Origin of the sequence: Candidatus Fukatsuia anoeciicola, assembly GCF_964059965.1 — a bacterium.
Classification (GTDB): Bacteria; Pseudomonadota; Gammaproteobacteria; order Enterobacterales; family Enterobacteriaceae; genus Fukatsuia; species Fukatsuia anoeciicola.
The window spans coordinates 627,506-649,350 of sequence record NZ_OZ060923.1; the positions used below are offsets into that span (position 1 = coordinate 627,506).

A 21,845-nucleotide genomic window follows, 5' to 3' on the forward strand; every position below is an offset into this window, starting at 1 on the left:
TGCATTAATTCTTACTTCTTTTTATTCTTTTTTAGAAAATTTTTTCTTGTCATTACTATAATGTTTAACTACTTAGTTTGCATGGTACCCATATTGTTTTATAAGTACTAAGTAAATTTTTTATACCTTATTTAATATAAAATAAGCATAATACTTACTAGTCAGAATAAATTAAGATTATATAACTTACCTAATATATTACAGTAGATAAAACTAAACTAGCTACAAAATAAGCATCTTTAAGATAAAACTTTTATAAATAAAAAACTATTTACTAAAATATAAAAAATAAATTTTTTTTATAAAAAATTTTTTCTTAGTTATATTAGTATATTTAAAAAATTACTATTTAATTAAGAGTAAACAGATACAGTTATTAATATGCTGATAACAATAAGAAATATAATTAGTAGCTAACATACGAAATTTAGCTGATAAATAATTAGCTTAAAATATTATAAAGAATTGCTGAAATAGATATTAATCCCATAATAATTACAAAGATATTACTAATATCACCACGATACTTATGCATAACTGGTACTTTATTAATAGCATACATAGGCATTAAAAATAGTAGTATAGCAATAATTGGACCTCCTAAATTTTCAATTATACTTAAAATACTAGGATTTAGCATAGCTACAATCCAAGTACTTATTAACATAAAAAATGCTGTTATACGATTTAATTTATCATAATTAATTTTTTTATTTTTTTTATGTAATAAGTTAATAATTATTTGATTAAAACCTTCACAAGCACCCATATAGTGACCAAAAAAAGAAGTGCTAATTGCAATAAAGGTAATAATTGGTGCTACATAAGCAATGATAGGTGTATTAAAATAGTTAGCTAAATAAGAAAGAATAGAAATGTTTTGAGTCTTAGCTAGCATTAGATCTGCTGGAGATAGACTAAATACACAACTAAATACAAAAAACATCACTGTTAATACCATTAAAATATGGCTATAAAATAAAATATGCGAACATTTTTCTTCAGCAATATTACCATATTCTTTACGTTTCATTACAGCAAAAGTTGAAATAATAGGAGAGTGGTTAAAAGCAAAGACCATTACTGGTATAGCTAGCCATAACGTCATTAATATCCCTTTTTCAATACTAGTACATTTTATAAATAAATTTTCAAAAATTGCCCCAGACCAATGAGGTATAAGATATAAAGCAAGCAACATTAGTGTAACAATAAAAGGAAAAACTAATATACCTATTACTTTAATCATAAAATTCTTACCAAAGTAAATAACAATCATCAAGACCGTGATTAGGATAAATGATAAAATAGCTCGTGGGGGTGATGATAGATGTATTTGGTTAACTATAAAACTATCAACAGTATTAGTAATGGCCACACCATAAACTAATAATATTGGATAGATAGCAAAAAAATAAAGTAAAGTAATCAATTTTCCAATATCAATACCAAAATGCTCTTCAACAACTTCTATAAGATTATTATTTGGATTCTTTCCAGAAAGGACGAAACGACATAAGCCGCGGTGAGAAAAAAAAGTCATTGGAAAAGCAATAATAGCCATAATTATTAATGGTAATAAACCTCCAATGCCTGCATTAATTGGTAAAAAAAGAACACCAGCTCCAATAGCGGTCCCATATAAGCCTAGCATCCATGTAGTATCACTTTTTTGCCATGTACTTGCTAGTATTTTTTTTTGAGATATATTAGTGCTTGACTGAACATAATTCATAGAAATCTCCGATTTAAACGCTATAGTTAGAATTCATAACTAACGTTTACATATTTATTAATATGTTACTAATTTTTTTAATTATATTAGACAAAAAATTATATAAAGTAATCTACTTTGAATTTTTCATTCAATTATTATATGATATATTATTAAATATAAATTTCGCATAATAGTAAAAAAGACGAATATAATTCAATTATAATTTATCTTTTTGTTTTATATTTAATTAATAATAATATATTAGCGAAAAGATAATAATTATAGATAATAACTACTATAATTATTATCTAACAAATAAGATAAATTTATATATAATTATATATTTTAATACTTTAAATAAAATTTTTATATATAAAATATAGCTTTTTATATTAGTTTATTTTAATTATTATTAATGATTAATACTAAAAACTAAATACTATTAGTGACTCTATTATTTTATAAAAATAAATTATTCTTAGTTATTTATAATATAATATTAATTGATAGTAATTTTACTATATATCCTATCTACAAAGTACTTTAGTTTAAATTTATTTATGTTTAATAGGATTTAAATCCAAAAAATAAATAGAAAAACATATAATATTCCTATACCTATCTCGTATAGATTATTTAATTAGTTTTAAAAGCTATCATGAAGATTTGTTAAACTATCTTACGTTAGTAAGATGTAATAGGAAATTTTATTACAACCTATAATCCTTAATGTAATAAAAATTTTTTTGAATAGAATATTATGTAGATTAGTTCTATTTAATAGTTATACAGTACTATTTATTATAGATATTAAATAATGGATATTGATAAATCTATAATGAAATCATAATTAATATATTTTCAATAATAAAATAAAACTAATTATATTATTATTACCAAATAATAGTTTATTAATATTTCCATAAAAAATATGTATATTATGTATAATACTTAAAATATTAAACTTTATCTAAATAGAAATATAATTTTCTATTATAATAAAATCTTCTGTTAAATCTGGGTAGCAGATAATTTTTAGAGAATATAAAAACACAAAAAATAAATTAAGTACAAAGAATCATTCTAATGCTCTAATTAAAACTAAGAAAACGTAATATATTATGTTATCAAATATATTTTTCATTAGATATTTATAATGATCTACCTAATAGTAAAATAGAGATTATTAATCTGTATTAATAATGATTCTAATTAAAAGTATTATTATTTATTTAAGTAATTATGTACTAAATACTATTAATAATACTCTCAGTATACAATTTAACTGTAAATATCTATATTTAAGTAAATCATAAATTAATATCACATATAATAGAATAATTATGACAAATAAGAGAAACTATAATGCTAACAAATAAAAATAACATATAAACTAATTACTTAACTAAATACACTTGCTATTGCATGATACAAAATTATTCGTGTAACTAATTAATATCAGTATATAAATAGTAAAAAAATTAAAATTACCAAACTATAAGTATTAAGAAAAAAACTAATTATTTACTTATCTAGCTAAATATTTAACAATGATACTAAAAGAAATGTCTGTATTAAGGTAATAATAACTAATAACTAATAACTAATAACTAATAATAATATAATAAATCGTGCTTATTAAAAATAAATATTTTTATAATAAAAACTAATAGAATATTCAATATAAATAAAATAATTAATAGGTTAAAAAGCCTTTTTTAGCTGAATGAATTCTATTTATATTTAATTAATAGAAGTTATATAACTTAATATAAATAAGATAATTATTGCCTTACATATTAAGGCAAAATAAAAATAATTAATTAGAATATTTACTAATTAATTTTAGTATACTTCTATAACTATAAGTATAACTTCAATTTAAAAAATAATCTAATTATTAAGTTAAAAATAAAAAATATGTAATATGTAATATTTTATAATTACTATAATTCAAATTTTTTACCTTATTAAGATTTTTTTCTGATTATTATTATGTTAATAACTTATTCTCAGTTTTTTTGTTATTATTATATTTTAGTTAAATAATTTATCAAAAATGTACTTAAAAATATTATTTATTCTTTTTTATTATATATAAAAATTACATTTTTATCTATTTTCTACTGTAAGTGTATAAAAGGGATTTAAAATAGGTTCTAAGTAAAATAAAGATCAAAACGATGATTTTTAGTTTTAATTTTTGCTTGTGCAATAATATTAGCTAATGGTTTTGCGTAACTAGGGCGCTTAACTACTACTCGCCTGATTGCTAACTTACGAGCAGGTGCTAATAAACTATCAGCATCATCATCTGTTCCAACTAGTGATTGAAAAATGCGCATTTCTTTTTTTACTAATGCACTTTTTTGTCGGTGTGGATACATTGGATCAAGATACACTACATCAGGTTGTGGTTTAATTTTAGCTAAATACGTGAGACTAGATACATGCAGTAAAGTCATATATTCACGTAACCAAGAACCAATTTCAGTATTCTGATAACCACGTTGTAAACCATCATCTAATAGTGCAGCAACTACTGGATGACGCTCTAACATATGCACATTACAACCTAGTGATGCTAGCAAAAAAGCATCCTTTCCTAGTCCTGCAGTTGCATCTAATACTGTTGGTAGATAATTTTTTTTAATACCTATTGCTTTAGCAATTGCTTCATGACGCCCACCACCAAAACGGCGACGATATGTCATAGTACTAGAAGTAAAATCAACATAAATTCTGCCAAGTTTAGTTTCATCTCTTTTACGTAGCTCAAGACGCTGAGGTGTTAAAATTAACGCCATAACTGCTTGGTTATCATTAGTAAAATCCCATCGTTTAGCTAAAGCCAATAAAGTTTTAGGATCACTATCTATCTCGTATTGTAAACAAATATTCATATTTATGATTTAAATCTCATTAAAAATTCCTATACTTAAATATTTTATCAGAAATAAATTTAAAATATTCTTTATTATTTTTTTGTTAATAATAAATAAATTATATTTATCTTTTTATTTTTACTTTTTATAAATAAAATAGAAAAGGTTTATATAATTTTAGATCCTAGGAATAATATTTTTTTGAATACCATAATGATATAACATAGCATCTAGTTGTGGCTCTCTATTACGAAAACGTTTGAACAAGATCATGGGATCTTCTGATCCTCCTCGAGATAAAATATTATCAAAAAAAGATTGACTAGTTATTATATTAAAAATACCTTCTTCTTTAAAACGAGAAAAAATATCTGCTGATAAAACTTCTGCCCATAAATAACTATAATAACCAGCTGCATATTCTCCATCAAAAATATGACTAAAAGTATGTGGAAAACGATTCCAGTTAGGCGAGAAAATAACAGCTACTTGTTTTTTTACTTTATATAATGTTGGAAGAATTTGTGCACCATTAGTAGTATCGTATTCATAATGTATACGAAAATCAAATAGACTAAATTCTAGTTGACGTATAATAAATAACGCCGCTTGATAATTTTTTACTATCAGTAATTTATTAAGTGTTTTTTTTGGCAATGGCTCTTTAGTTTGGTAATGACTAGAGATAAATGCTAGTGCCTGTGATTCCCAACACCAATTTTCCATAAATTGGCTAGGTAATTCTACGGCATCCCAAGGTACACCATTGATACCAGATACACTAGCAACATCAATTTTAGTTAGTATATGATGCAAACCATGACCAAATTCATGAAATAAGGTTATAACTTCATTATGTGTAAATAATGCTGGTTGATCATTTACCGAAGAATTAAAATTACAGGTTAGATAAGCTACTGGTTTTTGATGTTTACCGTTAGCTAAGCATAGTTTGTTTGTACAGCTATCCATCCAAGCGCCGGCACGTTTATTTTCACGTACATAGAGATCAAGATAAAAACTACCAGAAATTTCTCCATGAGAATCAAACAAATCAAAAAAACGCACCTCTGAATGCCACACATCAACATCATAGCGTTCTTTAGCTTCAATACCATAAATACGCCTTATTACTTCAAATAACCCATTTAATACAGATTCTACAGGAAAATATGACCGTAATTCTTCGTCATTTATTGAAAATAAGTGTTGTTTTTGTTTTTCGGAATAATAAGCAATATCCCAGGCAGCTAGTTCGTCAATACCATAATATTGCTTAGCAAAAGCTTGTAGCTGGATTAGTTCTTGTTTTGCCTGTGGACGCACATGCTTTACTAAATCATTTAAGAAATTCAGTACTTTTTGCGAATTTTCTGCCATTTTAGTTACTAGCGATTTATCCGCATAATTAGCAAAACCTAAAAGCCGTGCTAATTTATGACGTAGTGTCAATATTTCTTCCATAATAGCACTATTATCCCATTGGCCAGCATTTGGTCCTTGATCAGATGCACGTGTTGAGTAGGCATAATACACTTCCTTTCTTAATTGTACGTCATCTACATAAGTTAGTATTGGTAGATAACTTGATACACTAAGCGTTAATAACCAACCTTCTTGTTGTTTGGCCTCTGCCATCACTTTTGCTGCTATTAGAGAACTTTCTGGCAAACCATGTAATTGCTGAATATCGGTAATTAATTTAGTCCAGCCCATAGTGGCATCAAGTATATTATTACTATAGGCAGAACTTAGTTCTGATAATCTAGCAACAATTTTACCGTAATATTTCTGTTGCTCTATAACTAAATCAATCCCTGATAGTTTAAAATCACGTAATATATTTTTAATGGCGGTACGTTGAGCTATATTAAGCTCAGCAAAATGCGATCCTATTTGTAATTTAAGATAGGCCTGATATAACTCTTTATGTTGTCCTAACCATGTATTAAATTCAGATAATAATGGTAAACTTTTTTTATAAGCTATCCGTAATTTTGGGCTATTTTGTACTGCATTTAAATGGCTAATAAGCGACCAGATACGTGCAAGTCGATCATTAGATTCAGCAAGTGGTTGGCAAAGATTACTCCAAGTAAATGGCTCTTGTTGTGTAAGCACTTTTTCTACTGATTGCCTATATTCTTTTAGTATCACTTGTACTGCAGGTACAATGTGCTCAGGACGAATAACAGAAAAAGGTGGCAAAGAAAAAGCAGTTAGCAGTGGATTTATCATTAAAGATTCCCGATCATTGTTTAAGTCATACAGTGACTAGCACTACATAGAGTTACGCAGTTAAAACAAGGCGAAACATTATATGTAATGATTCATGACTAGTATCAAATTACTTTTAGGTTATAGCAAGATACTTAATCTTAAAATGGAATATCATCATCAAAAACTTCCGTAGGTTCATTACTATTATTAGATAGAGTAGCTGATCTTGATTGATTATATTGCGGCGGCATAGGAGGAGTATTAAAGGGTTTGTTACTAGTTGCTGGTTGTTGGGGTGGACATCCTGGTGCACCATTACGTACAACAATATTATCTTTTAATAGCATGTTAGAGGGAGTAATTGTATTTGTCATGTCTTGCAAACTATTATTGACTACACTAGCCGTATGACGTCCACCACTTAGCATTTGCATTACGCCATTAATACCAACGATAATTTCAGTAGTAAAACGATCTTGGCCAGTTTGATCTTGCCATTTACGTGTTTGCAAAGTTCCTTCAATGTAGACTTGAGAGCCTTTGCGCAGATATTCACCTGCTACTTCTGCTAGTTTATTAAATAATACGACACGATGCCATTCTGTTTTATCTTTTTGTTCACCAGTCTGTTTATCACGCCAATTTTCTGATGTTGCTAAAGTAAGATTAACCACGGCATTTCCATTTGGCATATAACGAACTTCAGGATCTTGTCCTAAATATCCAACTAAAATTACTTTATTTACACCTCTGCTAGCCATGTTTATTCTCCTACTATAATATGTTTTAGTATAAGTAACTAAGTATAACATGTGATGAACAGATCAGCATAGCAGTGATAACTGTAAAATAACTTATAATTTTTTATAATACTTGAACACATTATACACTAATTTAAATATCTATTTAATTTTTTTATATTATAATTATCTGCTTAGTACTAGTTTTATATTTCGATAATTAGAAAGAGTACGTGGATAAGTAGAAGTTATAGGCATTTATATTTATAATCTTAAGAATATTAATTCTAATTATTTTTCAAGACAAATTAATTATTAATACTAGTTTATCTAACTTAGGCAGGTCTTTGTTGAAATTTAATACTTCATATGCAGAGTCAACGTGCTATATTAAATATCTTTTACTATTAGTGCTATCACGTAAATTCATGATTATTTATGTTTATTACTTGCTCGTATTGATAGGTTATACTTTCTTAATTATGACATTATTTACTTTTGGTTACATAGATTAAAAAATTAAATAATAGACAATATTTTAAATTAATTATGGTAATTATCGGTTAATATTATTAATACTTTAGTAAAGGTGCATAAAATATGTATAGTAAAATACTAAAAAATTATAAGTATAGGATCATATCTATGTATAAATAGCAGTAAAGTCTATGATTTATCTAATCTCTAAATAATAAGTTAAAATTTTATTTATTTTTACTCAATAACCTAGTTAATGTTTACTAGATTTATGATAAATTAAGAATATAATAATTTTTTAATCTAATCTAGTGGTATAAAATACTAATTTATTTTTAGTGAATAGTATTATTTATAATCAAGATTACCTAAATTTTTTAGTATTTTAAATACTACGTTCATTTAGTTAGTTATTATTAATTTAATATTAATATGCTATTCTGTTTATTAAATTTTAAAATAAAAGAATTAATATTATATAATTTAGAAAAGATCATTAGATTTAAATATATCAGCGATTATAGCAATAATAAAGTATAATATTTTCTATTTGAAAACGTTTCATATAATATAGAGTACCATTATAATGAAATAGAATCTAATAATACATAATAAATTAGCTAAATTCATTAATAATCATTTATGTAGTTGTTATTTAGATATAAAATTATATAAGAAAGTCATATTATATTTTATAGAAGAAAAATATTACCTAAGATTCTATTTTGAGTATTAGTAAAGTGCTGATATTTTTTAAAATATAAAATTAATAGGTTAGCAGGTATAAATAGCTGAAAATATTAAAAGAGATTCGTGATTAGCTTAAGTTTTAGATAATATTAATTTAAATTATTTATTATTTTATCATTTAGCTAATAGTTTATCTGGTAATAAAATATAATATATTTAGTTAATTAGTTAGAGCAGTGTGGTTTAATAGGTGTAATACATGTATTAAAAGAATCTTTTATTTAGTTTAAGTAATACTGTAATTATGGTTAAGTATAATAGGAATATTATTCGTTTTGCTGATTACGTAATCAATATTGACATGTAAAACATGGTGTATATAATAATAAAGTAATTATTAAAAACGTTTTTATAATATTATAAAAGATGTTACGGTTAGTAATTAGTTACTTTTTTAAAAGTAATTAATATTAATCAAAAATTTTATTAGGTAAATAATAAATTCAATCTAGGGACCTAGAAAAACATTTTTATCCTAATACGTAAATTATTTGTAGTTATTGCTAAATCGTATATACGTGATTATGCTCTTAAACAAGATGTTTTAGCTTTAACGTAAAGAGGATATTGTAAAGTATTTTACTAAATAGAATAATTAAGTGTAAAATATATTTTGCTAAATATTTACGTAATCTATAATTATATTATAATAAACCTAATAATTAGATTATTAACCTTAACCTATAAGGCAGAAGATAGCAAAGTAGAAAACTTTAATTACTAGATACTAGAAGTAATAATCAAAATACACAAGATTAAATACTGCATGTTTTTTAAAAATAGTTGCTATTATAAAATTAATTAGTAGATTTTAGACTCTTCATTCTGGTATTGTGGAGCAGCATAATTATCGAAACGTGACCAACGTCCATTAAATGTTAGTCGTACTGAGCCAATCGGTCCATTACGGTGTTTACCTAGAATAATTTCTGCAATTCCTTTCATTTCACTATGTTCATGATAAATTTCATCACGGTAAATAAACATGATTAGATCAGCATCTTGTTCAATAGAACCAGATTCACGTAAATCTGAGTTTATTGGGCGTTTATCTGAGCGTTGTTCTAGGCTTCGATTTAGTTGAGACAATGCTACTACTGGTACTTGTAATTCTTTTGCTAAAGCTTTTAATGAACGGGATATTTCTGCAATTTCTAGAGTACGGTTATCTATTAATGCCGGTACACGCATTAATTGTAAATAATCAATCATAATAAGACTTAACCCACCATGTTCACGGAAAATCCTTCTAGCACGTGAACGCACTTCAGTAGGTGTTAGACTAGAAGAGTCATCAATGTACATGTTACGTTTTTCTAATAATATTCCCATTGTACTAGAAATCCGTGCCCAGTCTTCATCATTTAGTTGACCAGTACGAATATGGGTCTGATTAACACGAGAAAGTGATGACAATATACGCATCATAATTTGATCTGCAGGCATTTCTAGGCTAAAAATTAGTACTGGTTTATCTTGAGTTAATGCTGCATTTTCACATAGATTCATAGCAAAAGTAGTTTTGCCCATTGAAGGACGTGCGGCAATAATAATTAAATCAGATTTTTGTAACCCAGCAGTTTTTTTATCAAGATCCTGGTAACCAGTAGTAACACCAGTTACGTTATTATTAGGTCGACGATGAAGATCTTCAATACGAGTAATAGTGTCTTCTAAAATTTTATCAATACTTTTTGGTCCTTCATATTTATTTACGTGATTTTCAGCAATTTTAAAAACTCGAGATTCAGCAAAATCTAATAGGTCTTCAGTACTACGTCCTTGAGGATTGTAGCCTGCATCAGCAATTTCATTTGCTACTGAAATTATTTCACGTACTATTGCGCGCTCACGTACGATATTAGCATAAGCACTGATATTTGCGACACTAGGTGTATTTTTAGATAACTCAGCTAAATATGCAAAACCTCCTACAATCTCTAGATCTCCTTTTTGCTCCAAAGAAGTAAATAAAGTTATTAGGTCAATCGGTTTGCCCATTTCTAATAAACGTTGCATTTCAATAAAAATATGGCGATGTGACTGACTAAAAAAATCATTACTAGTTACATGCTCAGAAATATGATCCCAGCGTTCGTTATCTAACATTAACCCTCCCAATACGCATTGTTCTGCTTCTAACGAATACGGTGGTAGTTTTAATCTTTCTACTTGGTGATCTTTTGGCACTACTAGATTGTTATTTAATTTTTTCCCGGCCATAACGCGTGCTTTTACCTATAATAAGAAAATGTAGCTACTAATATATGTGATGATACTCAGTGGTAATAAATTTCTTATAAAACTACTAAGTATTGTAAATCTTATATTATTTGATGCCCTCTCTCATCATATGCGCTACTCTTTATAATTTTTAACGTATATTCTAAAAATTATCATGTATATTTGCTACTCACTAGTAAGTTTAACTACTATTTTATTTTATCTAAGAAAATAATTCTGCTTTTATCATACTAGTTTGTCTTTTTGTATATAAAAGTTTTTCTTAATCTCTATTGTTGGTTTATCATTTTAATAGAATCGAAAAATCAACAATTTTTTAAATATTTAATTGGGCAATAATTATGGGTTATCATTTATCATTTAAAGAAATTTTAGCATTAGGTTTTATGACATTTGCTTTATTCGTTGGGGCTGGTAATATTATTTTTCCTCCTATTGTAGGCTTGCAATCAGGCGAATATGTTTGGTTAGCGGCTATTGGTTTTCTAGTAACTGCTGTAGGTTTACCAATAATAACTATCATTGCATTAGCGCGAGCAGGTGGAAGTATTGATGCTCTTAGTATACCTATTGGTCGTAGTACTGGCTTACTGTTATCAACTATTTGTTATCTATCTGTTGGTCCTTTATTTGCTACCCCTCGTACTGCAACTGTTTCTTTTGAAGTGGGTATTGCTCCTTTAATAGGTAATAGTAATTTGGCATTATTAATTTATAGCCTGATATATTTTTCATTAGTGATTGGTATTTCACTTTATCCACGTCGCTTATTAGATACTATAGGACATGTTCTCGCACCATTAAAAATTATATCTTTTAGTATTTTAGGGATTTCTGCGTTATTTTGGCCTGCAGGTTCGCCTATTCCAGCTATTCAGGTTTATCAACAAACACCTTTTTCTACTGGTTTTATTAATGGTTATTTGACAATGGACACCTTAGGAGCTTTAGTGTTTGGTGTTGTAATTGTTAATGCTGCTCGTTCTCGTGGTGTTATTTCAGTTAGTTTACTAACTCGCTATACTATTTGGGCTGGAGTGATTGCTGGTATTGGCTTGGTACTCTTTTATCTTAGTTTATTTAAGCTTGGTTTAAACAGTGGTGTTTTAATACCAGATACACAAAATGGTGCTAGTATTTTATATGCTTATGTTCAACATACTTTTGGTGATATAGGTAGTATTTTTTTGGCAATCTTAATTTTTATTGCTTGCATGGTTACTGCTGTAGGTTTAATTTGTGCTTGTGCTGAATTTTTTAGTCAGTTTTTACCATTATCTTACCGTAATTTAGTATTTATTCTTGGTCTTTTTTCAATGCTAGTCTCAAATCTTGGGTTAAGTCACTTAATCCAAGTTTCAATTCCTGTATTAACGGCAATCTATCCACCTTGTATTGTTTTAATAATATTGAGTTTTACATTACGCTGGTGGTATAACACAAAAATAGTAATTTCTTCTGTAACCTTAGCAAGTCTATTATTTGGTATTCACGATGCAATAAAAGTAGCAAATTTTGACTATTTATTACCTACTTGGACTCAAGATTTACCATTAGCAGATCAAGGATTAGCTTGGTTATCACCATCCTTATTAGTGCTTATTTTGGTTGCTCTTTATGATCGTATTAATTATTACCGTAGTAGGGTTACTATAAAATAATAGTATAAATCTTCTATTTTCAGGCTATATTGGCGTAACTGTTTGTATTTATCTTAATCATATCTATAAGTATAAATTTCTTGTAAGATCGTGATTTTTAATCATGTTGCAGATTATACAAGGGTCGTCTACCTTGTGCTTATTATTATAACTACGTAACTGATAAACGTGGCTTTCGCCAGACGGAATTTTATGAAATTACCAGTAAAAAATAAACTAAAGCGTGGTTTAACTACTCGTCATATTAGTTTTATGGCACTAGGATCAACAATTGGTACTGGTTTATTTTATGGTTCAGCAGACGCAATCAAGATAGCTGGCCCTAGTGTATTGTTAGCTTATTTTATTGGTGGTTTAGTAGCGTTTATCATTATGCGTGCTCTTGGTGAAATGTTAGTTAACAATCCACAATCTAGTGCTTTTTCACGTTATGCCCAAGATTATTTAGGATCAATAGCAGGGTATATTACTGGTTGGACTTATTGTTTTGAAATATTGATTGTTGCTATTGCTGACGTTACCACCTTTGGTATTTATATGGGAGTATGGTTTCCTAATGTGCCACACTGGGTCTGGGCATTGAGTGTTATATTTATCATAAGCATCATTAATATGATGGATGTTAAAGTGTTTGGTGAATTAGAATTCTGGTTTTCTTTTTTTAAAGTAATAACTATCATTATAATGATACTAGCAGGTATTAACATAATTTTTTGGGGTATTAATGATAACTTACCAACAGGAATATGTAACTTATGGACTAACGGTGGGTTTTTTAGTAATGGCATAATAGGCATGTTGCTATCACTGCAATTAGTAATGTTTGCTTATGGTGGCATTGAAATTATCGGTATTACTGCAGGTGAAGCAGTAGATCCTAAAAAATCTATACCTAAAGCAATTAACTCAGTTCCTTGGCGCATTATAGTTTTTTATGTTGGTACATTATTTATTATTATGTCAATTTATCCATGGGATCAGATAGGTACCTATGGTAGTCCATTTGTCTTAACTTTCGAACATTTAGGAATTACTGTTGCTGCTAGTATTTTAAATTTTATAGTTATCATAGCATCAATGTCAGCAATAAATAGTAATGTTTTTAGTATTGGACGCATGTTACATGGTATGGCTGAACAGGGCTATGCGCCTAAATTGTGTAGTATAACTTCTAAGCGCGGCATACCCTGGATAACAGTTATAATAATGATGTTAGTTATGTTAGTTACAGTTTACTTAAATTATCTTATATCTGAAAAAGTATTTTTAGTAATTGCATCTCTATCGACATTTGCTACAGTTTTGGTTTGGATTATGATTCTATGTTCGCAAATTGCTTTTCGTTATTCTCTAAATCAAAATCAAGTAAAAGAGTTAGATTTTCCACTATGGGGTGGCATTACTACCTCGGTAGTAGCCATTATTTTTCTGCTATTTATTATTGGCATGATTAGTTATTTTCCTAAGACTCGTATATCACTTTTTATTGGATCAGGCTGGATAGCATTATTGTTAGTTAGTTATTGTATTAAAGCATATTTTCAGAATAATAAGAAGGGAAGGAAGAAAATTAAGATTTTTAAATAAATTATTAAATAATAGATTCTATTTAGATAAAACATAAAACCGATAAAAATCAGTTTTATGTTTTATAGAGTAATATAATTATATTATGAACTCATATTGTATTATAGTTTAGTAGCATTTTCAGATAAGTATTTTATTACACCGCTAGGTGTAGCAATTATACCTGCTTTACCAGCTTCCCATTGTGCAGGGCATACTTCACCATGTTTTTCATTAAATTGTAAAGCATCAACCATACGCAACATTTCATCAATATTACGTCCTAATGGTAAATCGTTAACTACTTCATGACGAACTATACCTTTTTTATCAATAAGGAAAGAAGCGCGTAATGCAATACCTGCTGGATGTCTAATACCGTATGCCTGAATAATTTCACGTTTAATATCAGCTACCATAGGATATTGCACCGGACCAATACCACCTTTATCAATAGAAGTATTACGCCATGCGTTATGAGCAAATTGTGAATCAATAGAAACGCCAACAACTTTAACGCCGCGTTTTTTAAATTCCTGGTAGCGATGATCAAAAGCAATTAATTCTGAGGGACAGACGAAAGTAAAATCTAATGGCCAGAAAAACAATACACCAACTTTACTGTCTAAATATTTTTTTAAGTTAAAATTATCGATTATTACGCCGTTACCTAGAATAGCTGCAACAGTAAAATCAGGTGCTTCATGAGTGACTAAAACCATAAATAACTCCTATAAATTATTATTATTTAACATACTTTATATTTTATTATCTAGTAAAATTTTATAACTTTATGTGTTATATATAAATAATATACTAACATTAATTATTATTTATATATAAAAATTATTACGTTATATAATACTTATTTTTTAAACATAAACAGCCTTAAACAAAAGTGCTTTATAGAAAATAATGATAGATATTTACTCTTTATTTTTATGATTTTATTTAAATTAAATCATAAGACCCTAATATATGAACTAATATTTATTATCTAGCAGTAACTATTATTGATACAACTATTTTTAATTTTACTTTATAGTGCATCATAATAGATGATATGGTTTTTATTAGTATTACTTCCTTTATTTATATAAATTTTTAGTGAATTTTATATAACTAAAAAATTCAGCGAATAAGTAACATTAAAAGATAATAATACATTCAGCGAACTAAATTGTCTTATTTTTAATAGTATTTAATATAATATAATGATCTTTTATTATTTACTTTTACTAAACAAAATAACACTAATTATGCTGGTACTATAAAAAATAATTTATAACATAAAACTATATTCTAAACTTTATCTATATAAATAAATACTACATTTACGTAAGTTTAATTTGCATATCATATAATTATTAAAAATCATATTAAAAAAATTAAATAATCTAATGATAAATACAAGATTTTATATAAAATAATATTATTATTTTAATGACCTACAATTTAATGTAAGGGGCTAATAAATTTATTAAAGTACTAAGATAAAAGTAAAAAAATTTAATTTAAATAATAACATCATCATAGATAGAATTAAATTACTATATCATAACTTAATTCTATCTATAATAATTATGTACATATTGTAATGTATTACGCAATATAATAAAGCATCTAATTCTATTCCTGTGCTACATGTATTTTACCTAATAGTATATTGCTTTATTAGAGTAGTTCATAATGTAATATGAGCAACTAGCAAAGTATCAGTAAAAATAAAGTATTTCATAATTTTATAATTTAGTAAATTTTTATCATTGTTCTACTGGATAACACATGGTACTTATCTAGTTTTATCAGATTATACTAATTAACCTGAAGATAACGTATTCATAAAATAATATTGCTTTTTTAAAGAACGTCTATAAAAATATTTTAAGAGCTATCTATATAAAAATAACTAATTTTTGTACTAAGCTTTCCGCAAAAGCAAAGTTATTATATAAAGTGTATTTGCACCTGTTTTAATAGGGGAAAATATGAGCACCGAAAACTCTATAATTATTTTACATCGGGTTATAGTATGTATAGTTGTTAGTTTATGGTTAGTTAGTTGTAGTAACAATACGTTAACTTTTGCACCAATTAGCACCATAGGAAACAAAGTTTTCAAAAAAAAAATTGGTAACAAAAAAAATACTACAGCTCCTGTAATTTGTAATAGTAGATATAATAATATTCCTAAAGGAAGCTACAATGGTAATACCTATACCGTTAAGAAGGGTGACACTTTATTCTGTATCGCATGGATTACTGGTAAAGATTATCATAAGTTAGCAAGTAAAAACAATATTCTCCAACCTTATAGTCTTAACGTAGGGCAATCTCTTAAATTGATTAACGTACCTAATCAGCACACGTTGATAGTTAATAATACAAAGACTAATGCTATAACTATGCTGTCATCAAATAAAGTAATGAAAGTTAAGTCAGTTAATTTTAAAGTAAAAAATAAACATTATTCTTATTTAACTAAACGAAATACTAACAAAATTTTACCAAAAATTAGTATAACAGAATCAGCTAATACTAAAAAAAGAATCTATAGTAATTTTAATAATATCAGTCTAGTAAAAGAGTGGAAATGGCCAGCTAGTAATTTTCGAGTTGTTCGAGAAGGCAATAAGGGTATTGAAATAGAAGGTAAACTTCGGCAACCAATATTTGCTGCTGCTGATGGTAAAGTGGTGTATTCTGGAAATGCATTACGCGGTTATGGTGAACTTATTATTATTAAACATAATGATGATTATTTAAGCGCTTATGCTCATAATAATACTATTTTAGTTCAGGAGCAACAAAAAGTGAAAGCAGGACAAAAAATAGCAACTATGGGTAATACTGGAGCTGATTCAATTAGGTTACATTTTGAAATCCGTTATAAAGGAAAATCTGTCAATCCACTACATTATCTTCCACAGATAAAATCATTAAAAATAGAATAGTAATAGACTAGATATACCACCTAGCTTTATTTTGATAAAATTGACTACTATCTTTATTTATATTAGAATAAAAATTCTATTTTTCTAGATTCATACTATATGATAATTTATAGTGACTATAATAAATGATTAAAAATAATTTACAATTGATAGCAAAATTTCTCGTTATTATAGCAATTGTAGTCTAACATTATTAGAATTAATTAAAAAAATAATATTAGTTTAATTTACATAATAAAGAAATTTAATCTTAAGTATAGTTTTCTTTTCTTTATCTTATACTACATATTTTAAAAAAATTAAATATTTATTTATATACTACATATAAACTTTCATATAGATTAAATTATAAACTAAGTACAAAATAAATTACTAAATAACTCAATAGACATATTAATAATATGAGTTACATATTTCACAGTAAAGAACATATGATTTTAATTAATACTATATTATAAGATAATTAAGAAATATACTGTTATTTTTACTTTAGGTCTATTATGAAATAGACTTAAAAAATACAATATAAAATAATAATTTACGATTTAGTATTATTAAGTATTCATTTAAACTTAACATAAAATAATATAAAGTATTAGTTAATTATTTTAGTTTATTAATAGATAAATCTATAATATTAAAAATATTATCTAATAAATTAGGTTAATGTTTAAGTATGTATATCAAAAAATATAGGTAAAATAGTTATATTATTTACGTAAAATACTACTAATATAAGGATTGAGTATCGAAGTATTATTTTATAAATAACTCTACCATAACTTATTTATTAAACTAGTATTATCTATAAATAGATTTAAGTCATACTAAAACTTAGTTTTAATTTTTTATAGTTATAGAGTATGATAATAATATATTTTGAATACTTCCTAGAGGTTATTTTGTTAATATTTTTATTTTTTAAAAATATACCTATGTATATATAACTTTAAGATATATCTTGTCTCAATAGATATATTTATAAATATTATTTTCATACATAGAATTATTAAATAAAAATAATTAATACGTATATTTTATTTATAAAAAATTAGTATTATATATACAGATAATATAAATAAAAATAGTAAAATAGAATTACTTATAAAACATAAGTAAGTTAGTAATTTATTTACTAAATACTATAAAATAAAAAATTAATATTTTTACTAGAGAATATAATATATATATTAGAAATATGATATTAATTATTTTTGATTATAAATAGTAATAACTTTTATATTAATAAAAAACTAATTTAATAAATTATTAAGATTTCAATCTTAATAATATTTAATCTATTTATCATAGTAAATGCTTAGTAAAATACTAATAATCTATTTTAATAAAATTATTACAAATATTAATAATACATAGTAAAATACTAATAAAGAAGAATAAAAGAATTTATTAATCAAAGTAATTTTTTACTATATTTAGCTAAATAAATATTTAGAATATTATTCTAGTAAAATTATTCTAAAAAAATTTAACAAAGATTATTTTAATATAAAAAAATCTTATAATACAAAAAGTAAAATATTATAAGTGATAATAAATTAATTTTTACTAAAAAATATATTATTATTAAATAATAATATCTATACTATATAAAATATATAGAGAATAAAAAGATAAAATAGGTAAAATAAGTTTAATAAAAGATATTGGTGAATTATAAATATTAAAAAATATTATATTATTTAGTATTAGTATTAGTATTAGTATTAGTATTAGTATTAGATTTATGATTTAATAGTATGAGTAAAAATTAAAAATAACAAATTAAATATAATAACATATAAATTAATTTATATATTATTAATACATTTTTATGTAATTAACTATAAACTATTAAATAAATCCTTTAAAATTAATACTATAAATAACATCATACTATAAAAACTTAACATAAGATACTAAAATCATGTTTGAAATAAATACAGTAAAAAATAGCATTCAAGATCTCTTTAAGAGAATAAATATTCTTAGGAGGCATCTTTAACTATAATGCTAAGAAGGAAAGATTAGAAGAAGTTAATGCAGAATTAGAAAAACTTAATATTTGGCAAGAACCAAAACATGCACAAGCAATAAATAAAGAACGTTCTATGCTCGAAGAAATAATTAATACTCTTGATCAATTTAAAAAAGAATTAGATGACGTTATTAATTTATTAGAGTTAGTGTTAGAAGATAAAGATGAAAAAATGTTTAATGAAATACTTACTGAATTAAAAATACTTAATGATAAATTCATTCAATTAGAGTTTCGTTGTATGTTTTTTGGTAAATATGATAGCGCTAGTTGTTATTTAGATCTGCAAGCAGGTTCTGGTGGAACAGAAGCACAAGATTGGACAAATATTTTACAACGTATGTATCTACGTTGGGCTGAAACAAAAGGTTTTAAAACTGAAATTATTGAACAATCTTATGGTGATATTATTGGATTAAAATCAGTAACAATTAAGATTATTGGAAATTATGCTTTTGGTTGGTTACGTACTGAAACAGGAGTGCATCGTTTAGTGCGTAAAAGTCCTTTCGACTCTGGCAATCGTCGTCATACTTCTTTTAGCTCTGCTTTTGTTTATCCTGAAGTTGATGATAATATTGATATAGAAATTAATCCAGCAGATTTACGTATTGATGTATATCGTGCATCAGGTGCTGGTGGCCAACATGTTAATAAAACAGAATCTGCTGTTCGTATTACCCAGCTCTCTACAAATATTGTAACTCAATGCCAAAGTTATCGTTCGCAACATAAAAATAAAGATCAAGCAATGAAACAACTTAAAGCAAAATTACATGAATTTGAAATGCAGAAAAAAAATGCTGAAAAACAGCAATTAGAAGATAATAAATCAGATATTGGTTGGGGAAATCAAATTCGTTCTTATGTCTTAGATGATTCCCGTATCAAAGATTTACGAACTGGTATAGAGACAAGGAATATAAATTCTGTCCTTAACGGTGATCTAGATGAATTTATTAAAGCAAGTTTAAAATCTGGGCTATAAGGAATAAAAAATGTTAGAACAAAAAAGATCACTTATTAGAGAATTAGCAACCAAATTATCACAAAAATTTAATAATGAGCTACAAATTCGTAAAAAAAAATTGGCTATATTGCGAAAAAATAATTGCATTACTTTTCCAAATGATTTTCGCCGCAATGCATTATCTGATAAATTACATTACGCATATGGCAATAAAGAAAATAAAGAATTATCCACTTTAAAAAATGAAGTTACTGTTGCTGGTCGCATGATTAGTCGTCGTCTTATGGGTAAAACTTCATTTATTACTTTACAGGATATGCATGGACGTATTCAGTTATATGTTACCTATGATAGTTTTCCAGAAAATTTCTATGATAGAGAATTTAAAAAATGGGATCTCGGTGATATTTTAGGCGCTCGCGGTAAATTATTTAAAACAAAAATTGGTGAGCTTTCAATTTATTGTACTGAATTACGCCTTTTAACAAAAGCTTTGAGGCCATTGCCAGATAAGTTTCATGGTTTAGTAGATCAGGAAACTTGTTACCGTCAGCGTTACCTAGACCTGATTGCTAATAATAAGTCACGTAATATTTTTAAGACACGTTCAAAAATTATTGCGACTATCCGCCAGTTTATGGTAGAAAAAGATTTTATGGAAGTCGAAACACCAATGATGCAGGTAATTCCTGGTGGTGCAGCAGCACGTCCATTTAAAACTCATCATAATGCTCTAAATATTGATATGTATCTACGCGTTGCACCAGAACTCTATTTGAAACGTTTAGTAGTAGGAGGATTTGAACGTATATTTGAAATTAATCGTAATTTCCGTAATGAAGGTATTTCACCATATCATAATCCAGAGTTTACTATGATAGAATTATATATGGCATATGCAGATTATCAAGATCTAATGACTCTAATAGAAGAACTATTCCGCATACTAACTAAAACTGTATTAGGTGATAATATGGTTACTTATGGTAATAATATTTTTGATTTCTCAAAACCATTTATTAAATTAACAATGAAAGAAGCAATTTGTCAATATTGTAAAAATATTAATATTACTAATTTAGAAGATATCGATAAAGCTAAAAAAATTGCAGATTCCTTAGGAATTAAACTAGAAAAAAACTGGGGATTAGGTCGTATTCAATGTAAAATTTTTGAGGCAACAACTGAAAGCTATCTAATACAACCAACTTTTATCACTGAGTATCCGGCAGAGGTCTCACCATTAGCACGGCGTAATAATAAAAATCCATTTTTTACTGATCGCTTTGAGTTTTTTGTTGGCGGTCAAGAAATTGGTAATGGTTTTTCTGAACTAAACGATGCACAAGTTCAAGCAGAACATTTTAACATACAGGTACAGACTAAGAAAACCTATGATAACGAAGCTATGCTATATGATGCAGATTATATAACAGCATTGGAGCATGGTTTACCACCCACAGCTGGCTTAGGTATTGGTATTGATCGCGTTGTTATGTTATTAACTAATAGTCATACTATTCGTGATGTAATTCTTTTCCCTACAATGCGCCCAGTTGATATTAGTGATAAAAAATAAAAATACAGCTTAGATAGCGTTATTTTATAAACCTAAAATTTTTA

General features: G+C 26.2%; 11 protein-coding genes. 5 read left to right on the forward strand and 6 right to left on the reverse strand.

The genetic code is table 11. The annotated features are described in order from the left end of the window. Nucleotides 1-442: 442 nt before the first annotated feature. The 5 genes from AB4W73_RS02040 to dnaB all read right to left on the reverse strand — a co-directional run bounded on the left by AB4W73_RS02040 (nt 443) and on the right by dnaB (nt 11,012). Nucleotides 443-1,735, reverse strand: coding sequence for a serine/threonine transporter (locus AB4W73_RS02040; protein ID WP_367680195.1), 1,293 nt, complete (start codon nt 1,733-1,735; stop codon nt 443-445). Nucleotides 1,736-3,876: 2,141 nt separating this feature from the next. Then, nucleotides 3,877-4,620 (reverse strand): 16S rRNA (guanine(1516)-N(2))-methyltransferase RsmJ, encoded by a 744-nt coding sequence (gene rsmJ / locus AB4W73_RS02045; RefSeq protein ID WP_367680196.1) that lies wholly within the window; start codon nt 4,618-4,620, stop codon nt 3,877-3,879. A gap of 159 nt (nt 4,621-4,779) precedes the next feature. Beyond that, the gene (gene prlC / locus AB4W73_RS02050; protein ID WP_367680197.1) at nt 4,780-6,840 is read right to left on the reverse strand and encodes an oligopeptidase A; all 2,061 of its coding nucleotides are present in this window, start codon (nt 6,838-6,840) and stop codon (nt 4,780-4,782) included. A 140-nt stretch (nt 6,841-6,980) separates the two neighbouring features. Further along, on the reverse strand, nt 6,981-7,583 hold the full coding sequence (locus AB4W73_RS02055) for a single-stranded DNA-binding protein (RefSeq protein WP_367680198.1): 603 nt from the start codon (nt 7,581-7,583) through the stop codon (nt 6,981-6,983). A gap of 2,007 nt (nt 7,584-9,590) precedes the next feature. Beyond that, on the reverse strand, nt 9,591-11,012 hold the full coding sequence (dnaB, locus tag AB4W73_RS02060) for a replicative DNA helicase (RefSeq protein WP_367680199.1): 1,422 nt from the start codon (nt 11,010-11,012) through the stop codon (nt 9,591-9,593). Nucleotides 11,013-11,374: 362 nt separating this feature from the next. On the opposite strand from dnaB, the gene brnQ reads away from it, so the two are divergent. After that, the gene (brnQ, locus tag AB4W73_RS02065; protein WP_367680200.1) at nt 11,375-12,694 is read left to right on the forward strand and encodes a branched-chain amino acid transport system II carrier protein; all 1,320 of its coding nucleotides are present in this window, start codon (nt 11,375-11,377) and stop codon (nt 12,692-12,694) included. A gap of 192 nt (nt 12,695-12,886) precedes the next feature. After that, a complete protein-coding gene (proY, locus tag AB4W73_RS02070; RefSeq protein WP_367680755.1) occupies nt 12,887-14,281 on the forward strand; it encodes a proline-specific permease ProY in 1,395 nt (464 codons plus the stop codon). A gap of 101 nt (nt 14,282-14,382) precedes the next feature. Here the strand turns inward: proY and AB4W73_RS02075 are convergent, their stop codons facing one another. Beyond that, nucleotides 14,383-14,982: a peroxiredoxin C gene (locus tag AB4W73_RS02075; RefSeq protein ID WP_367680201.1), complete on the reverse strand. Its 600-nt coding sequence runs from the start codon at nt 14,980-14,982 to the stop codon at nt 14,383-14,385. Between the two features lie 1,284 nt (nt 14,983-16,266). Between AB4W73_RS02075 and nlpD the strand changes: the two genes are divergently transcribed. The 3 genes from nlpD to lysS all read left to right on the forward strand — a co-directional run bounded on the left by nlpD (nt 16,267) and on the right by lysS (nt 21,801). Next, a complete protein-coding gene (gene nlpD / locus AB4W73_RS02080; protein ID WP_367680756.1) occupies nt 16,267-17,214 on the forward strand; it encodes a murein hydrolase activator NlpD in 948 nt (315 codons plus the stop codon). A gap of 1,927 nt (nt 17,215-19,141) precedes the next feature. Beyond that, nucleotides 19,142-20,240, forward strand: a protein-coding gene (prfB, locus tag AB4W73_RS02085; protein ID WP_367680202.1) for a peptide chain release factor 2 whose coding sequence is annotated in 2 segments (ribosomal slippage) — nt 19,142-19,207 and nt 19,209-20,240 — 1,098 coding nt in all. Because the reading frame shifts where the segments join, the coding sequence is not laid out codon by codon here. Nucleotides 20,241-20,250: 10 nt separating this feature from the next. After that, nucleotides 20,251-21,801, forward strand: coding sequence for a lysine--tRNA ligase (gene lysS / locus AB4W73_RS02090; RefSeq protein WP_367680203.1), 1,551 nt, complete (start codon nt 20,251-20,253; stop codon nt 21,799-21,801). The last annotated feature ends 44 nt before the right edge of the window (nt 21,802-21,845 follow it).

Bases quoted from the DNA above. Each gene is read 5' to 3' on its own strand.
- AB4W73_RS02040 (WP_367680195.1), bottom strand. From the start codon at position 1,735: ATGAATTATGTTCAGTCAAGCACTAATATATCTCAAAAAAAAATACTA.
- AB4W73_RS02055 (WP_367680198.1), bottom strand. From the start codon at position 7,583: ATGGCTAGCAGAGGTGTAAATAAAGTAATTTTAGTTGGATATTTAGGA.
- brnQ (WP_367680200.1), top strand. From the start codon at position 11,375: ATGGGTTATCATTTATCATTTAAAGAAATTTTAGCATTAGGTTTTATG.
- rsmJ (WP_367680196.1), bottom strand. From the start codon at position 4,620: ATGAATATTTGTTTACAATACGAGATAGATAGTGATCCTAAAACTTTA.
- proY (WP_367680755.1), top strand. From the start codon at position 12,887: ATGAAATTACCAGTAAAAAATAAACTAAAGCGTGGTTTAACTACTCGT.
- prlC (WP_367680197.1), bottom strand. From the start codon at position 6,840: ATGATAAATCCACTGCTAACTGCTTTTTCTTTGCCACCTTTTTCTGTT.
- dnaB (WP_367680199.1), bottom strand. From the start codon at position 11,012: ATGGCCGGGAAAAAATTAAATAACAATCTAGTAGTGCCAAAAGATCAC.
- AB4W73_RS02075 (WP_367680201.1), bottom strand. From the start codon at position 14,982: ATGGTTTTAGTCACTCATGAAGCACCTGATTTTACTGTTGCAGCTATT.
- lysS (WP_367680203.1), top strand. From the start codon at position 20,251: ATGTTAGAACAAAAAAGATCACTTATTAGAGAATTAGCAACCAAATTA.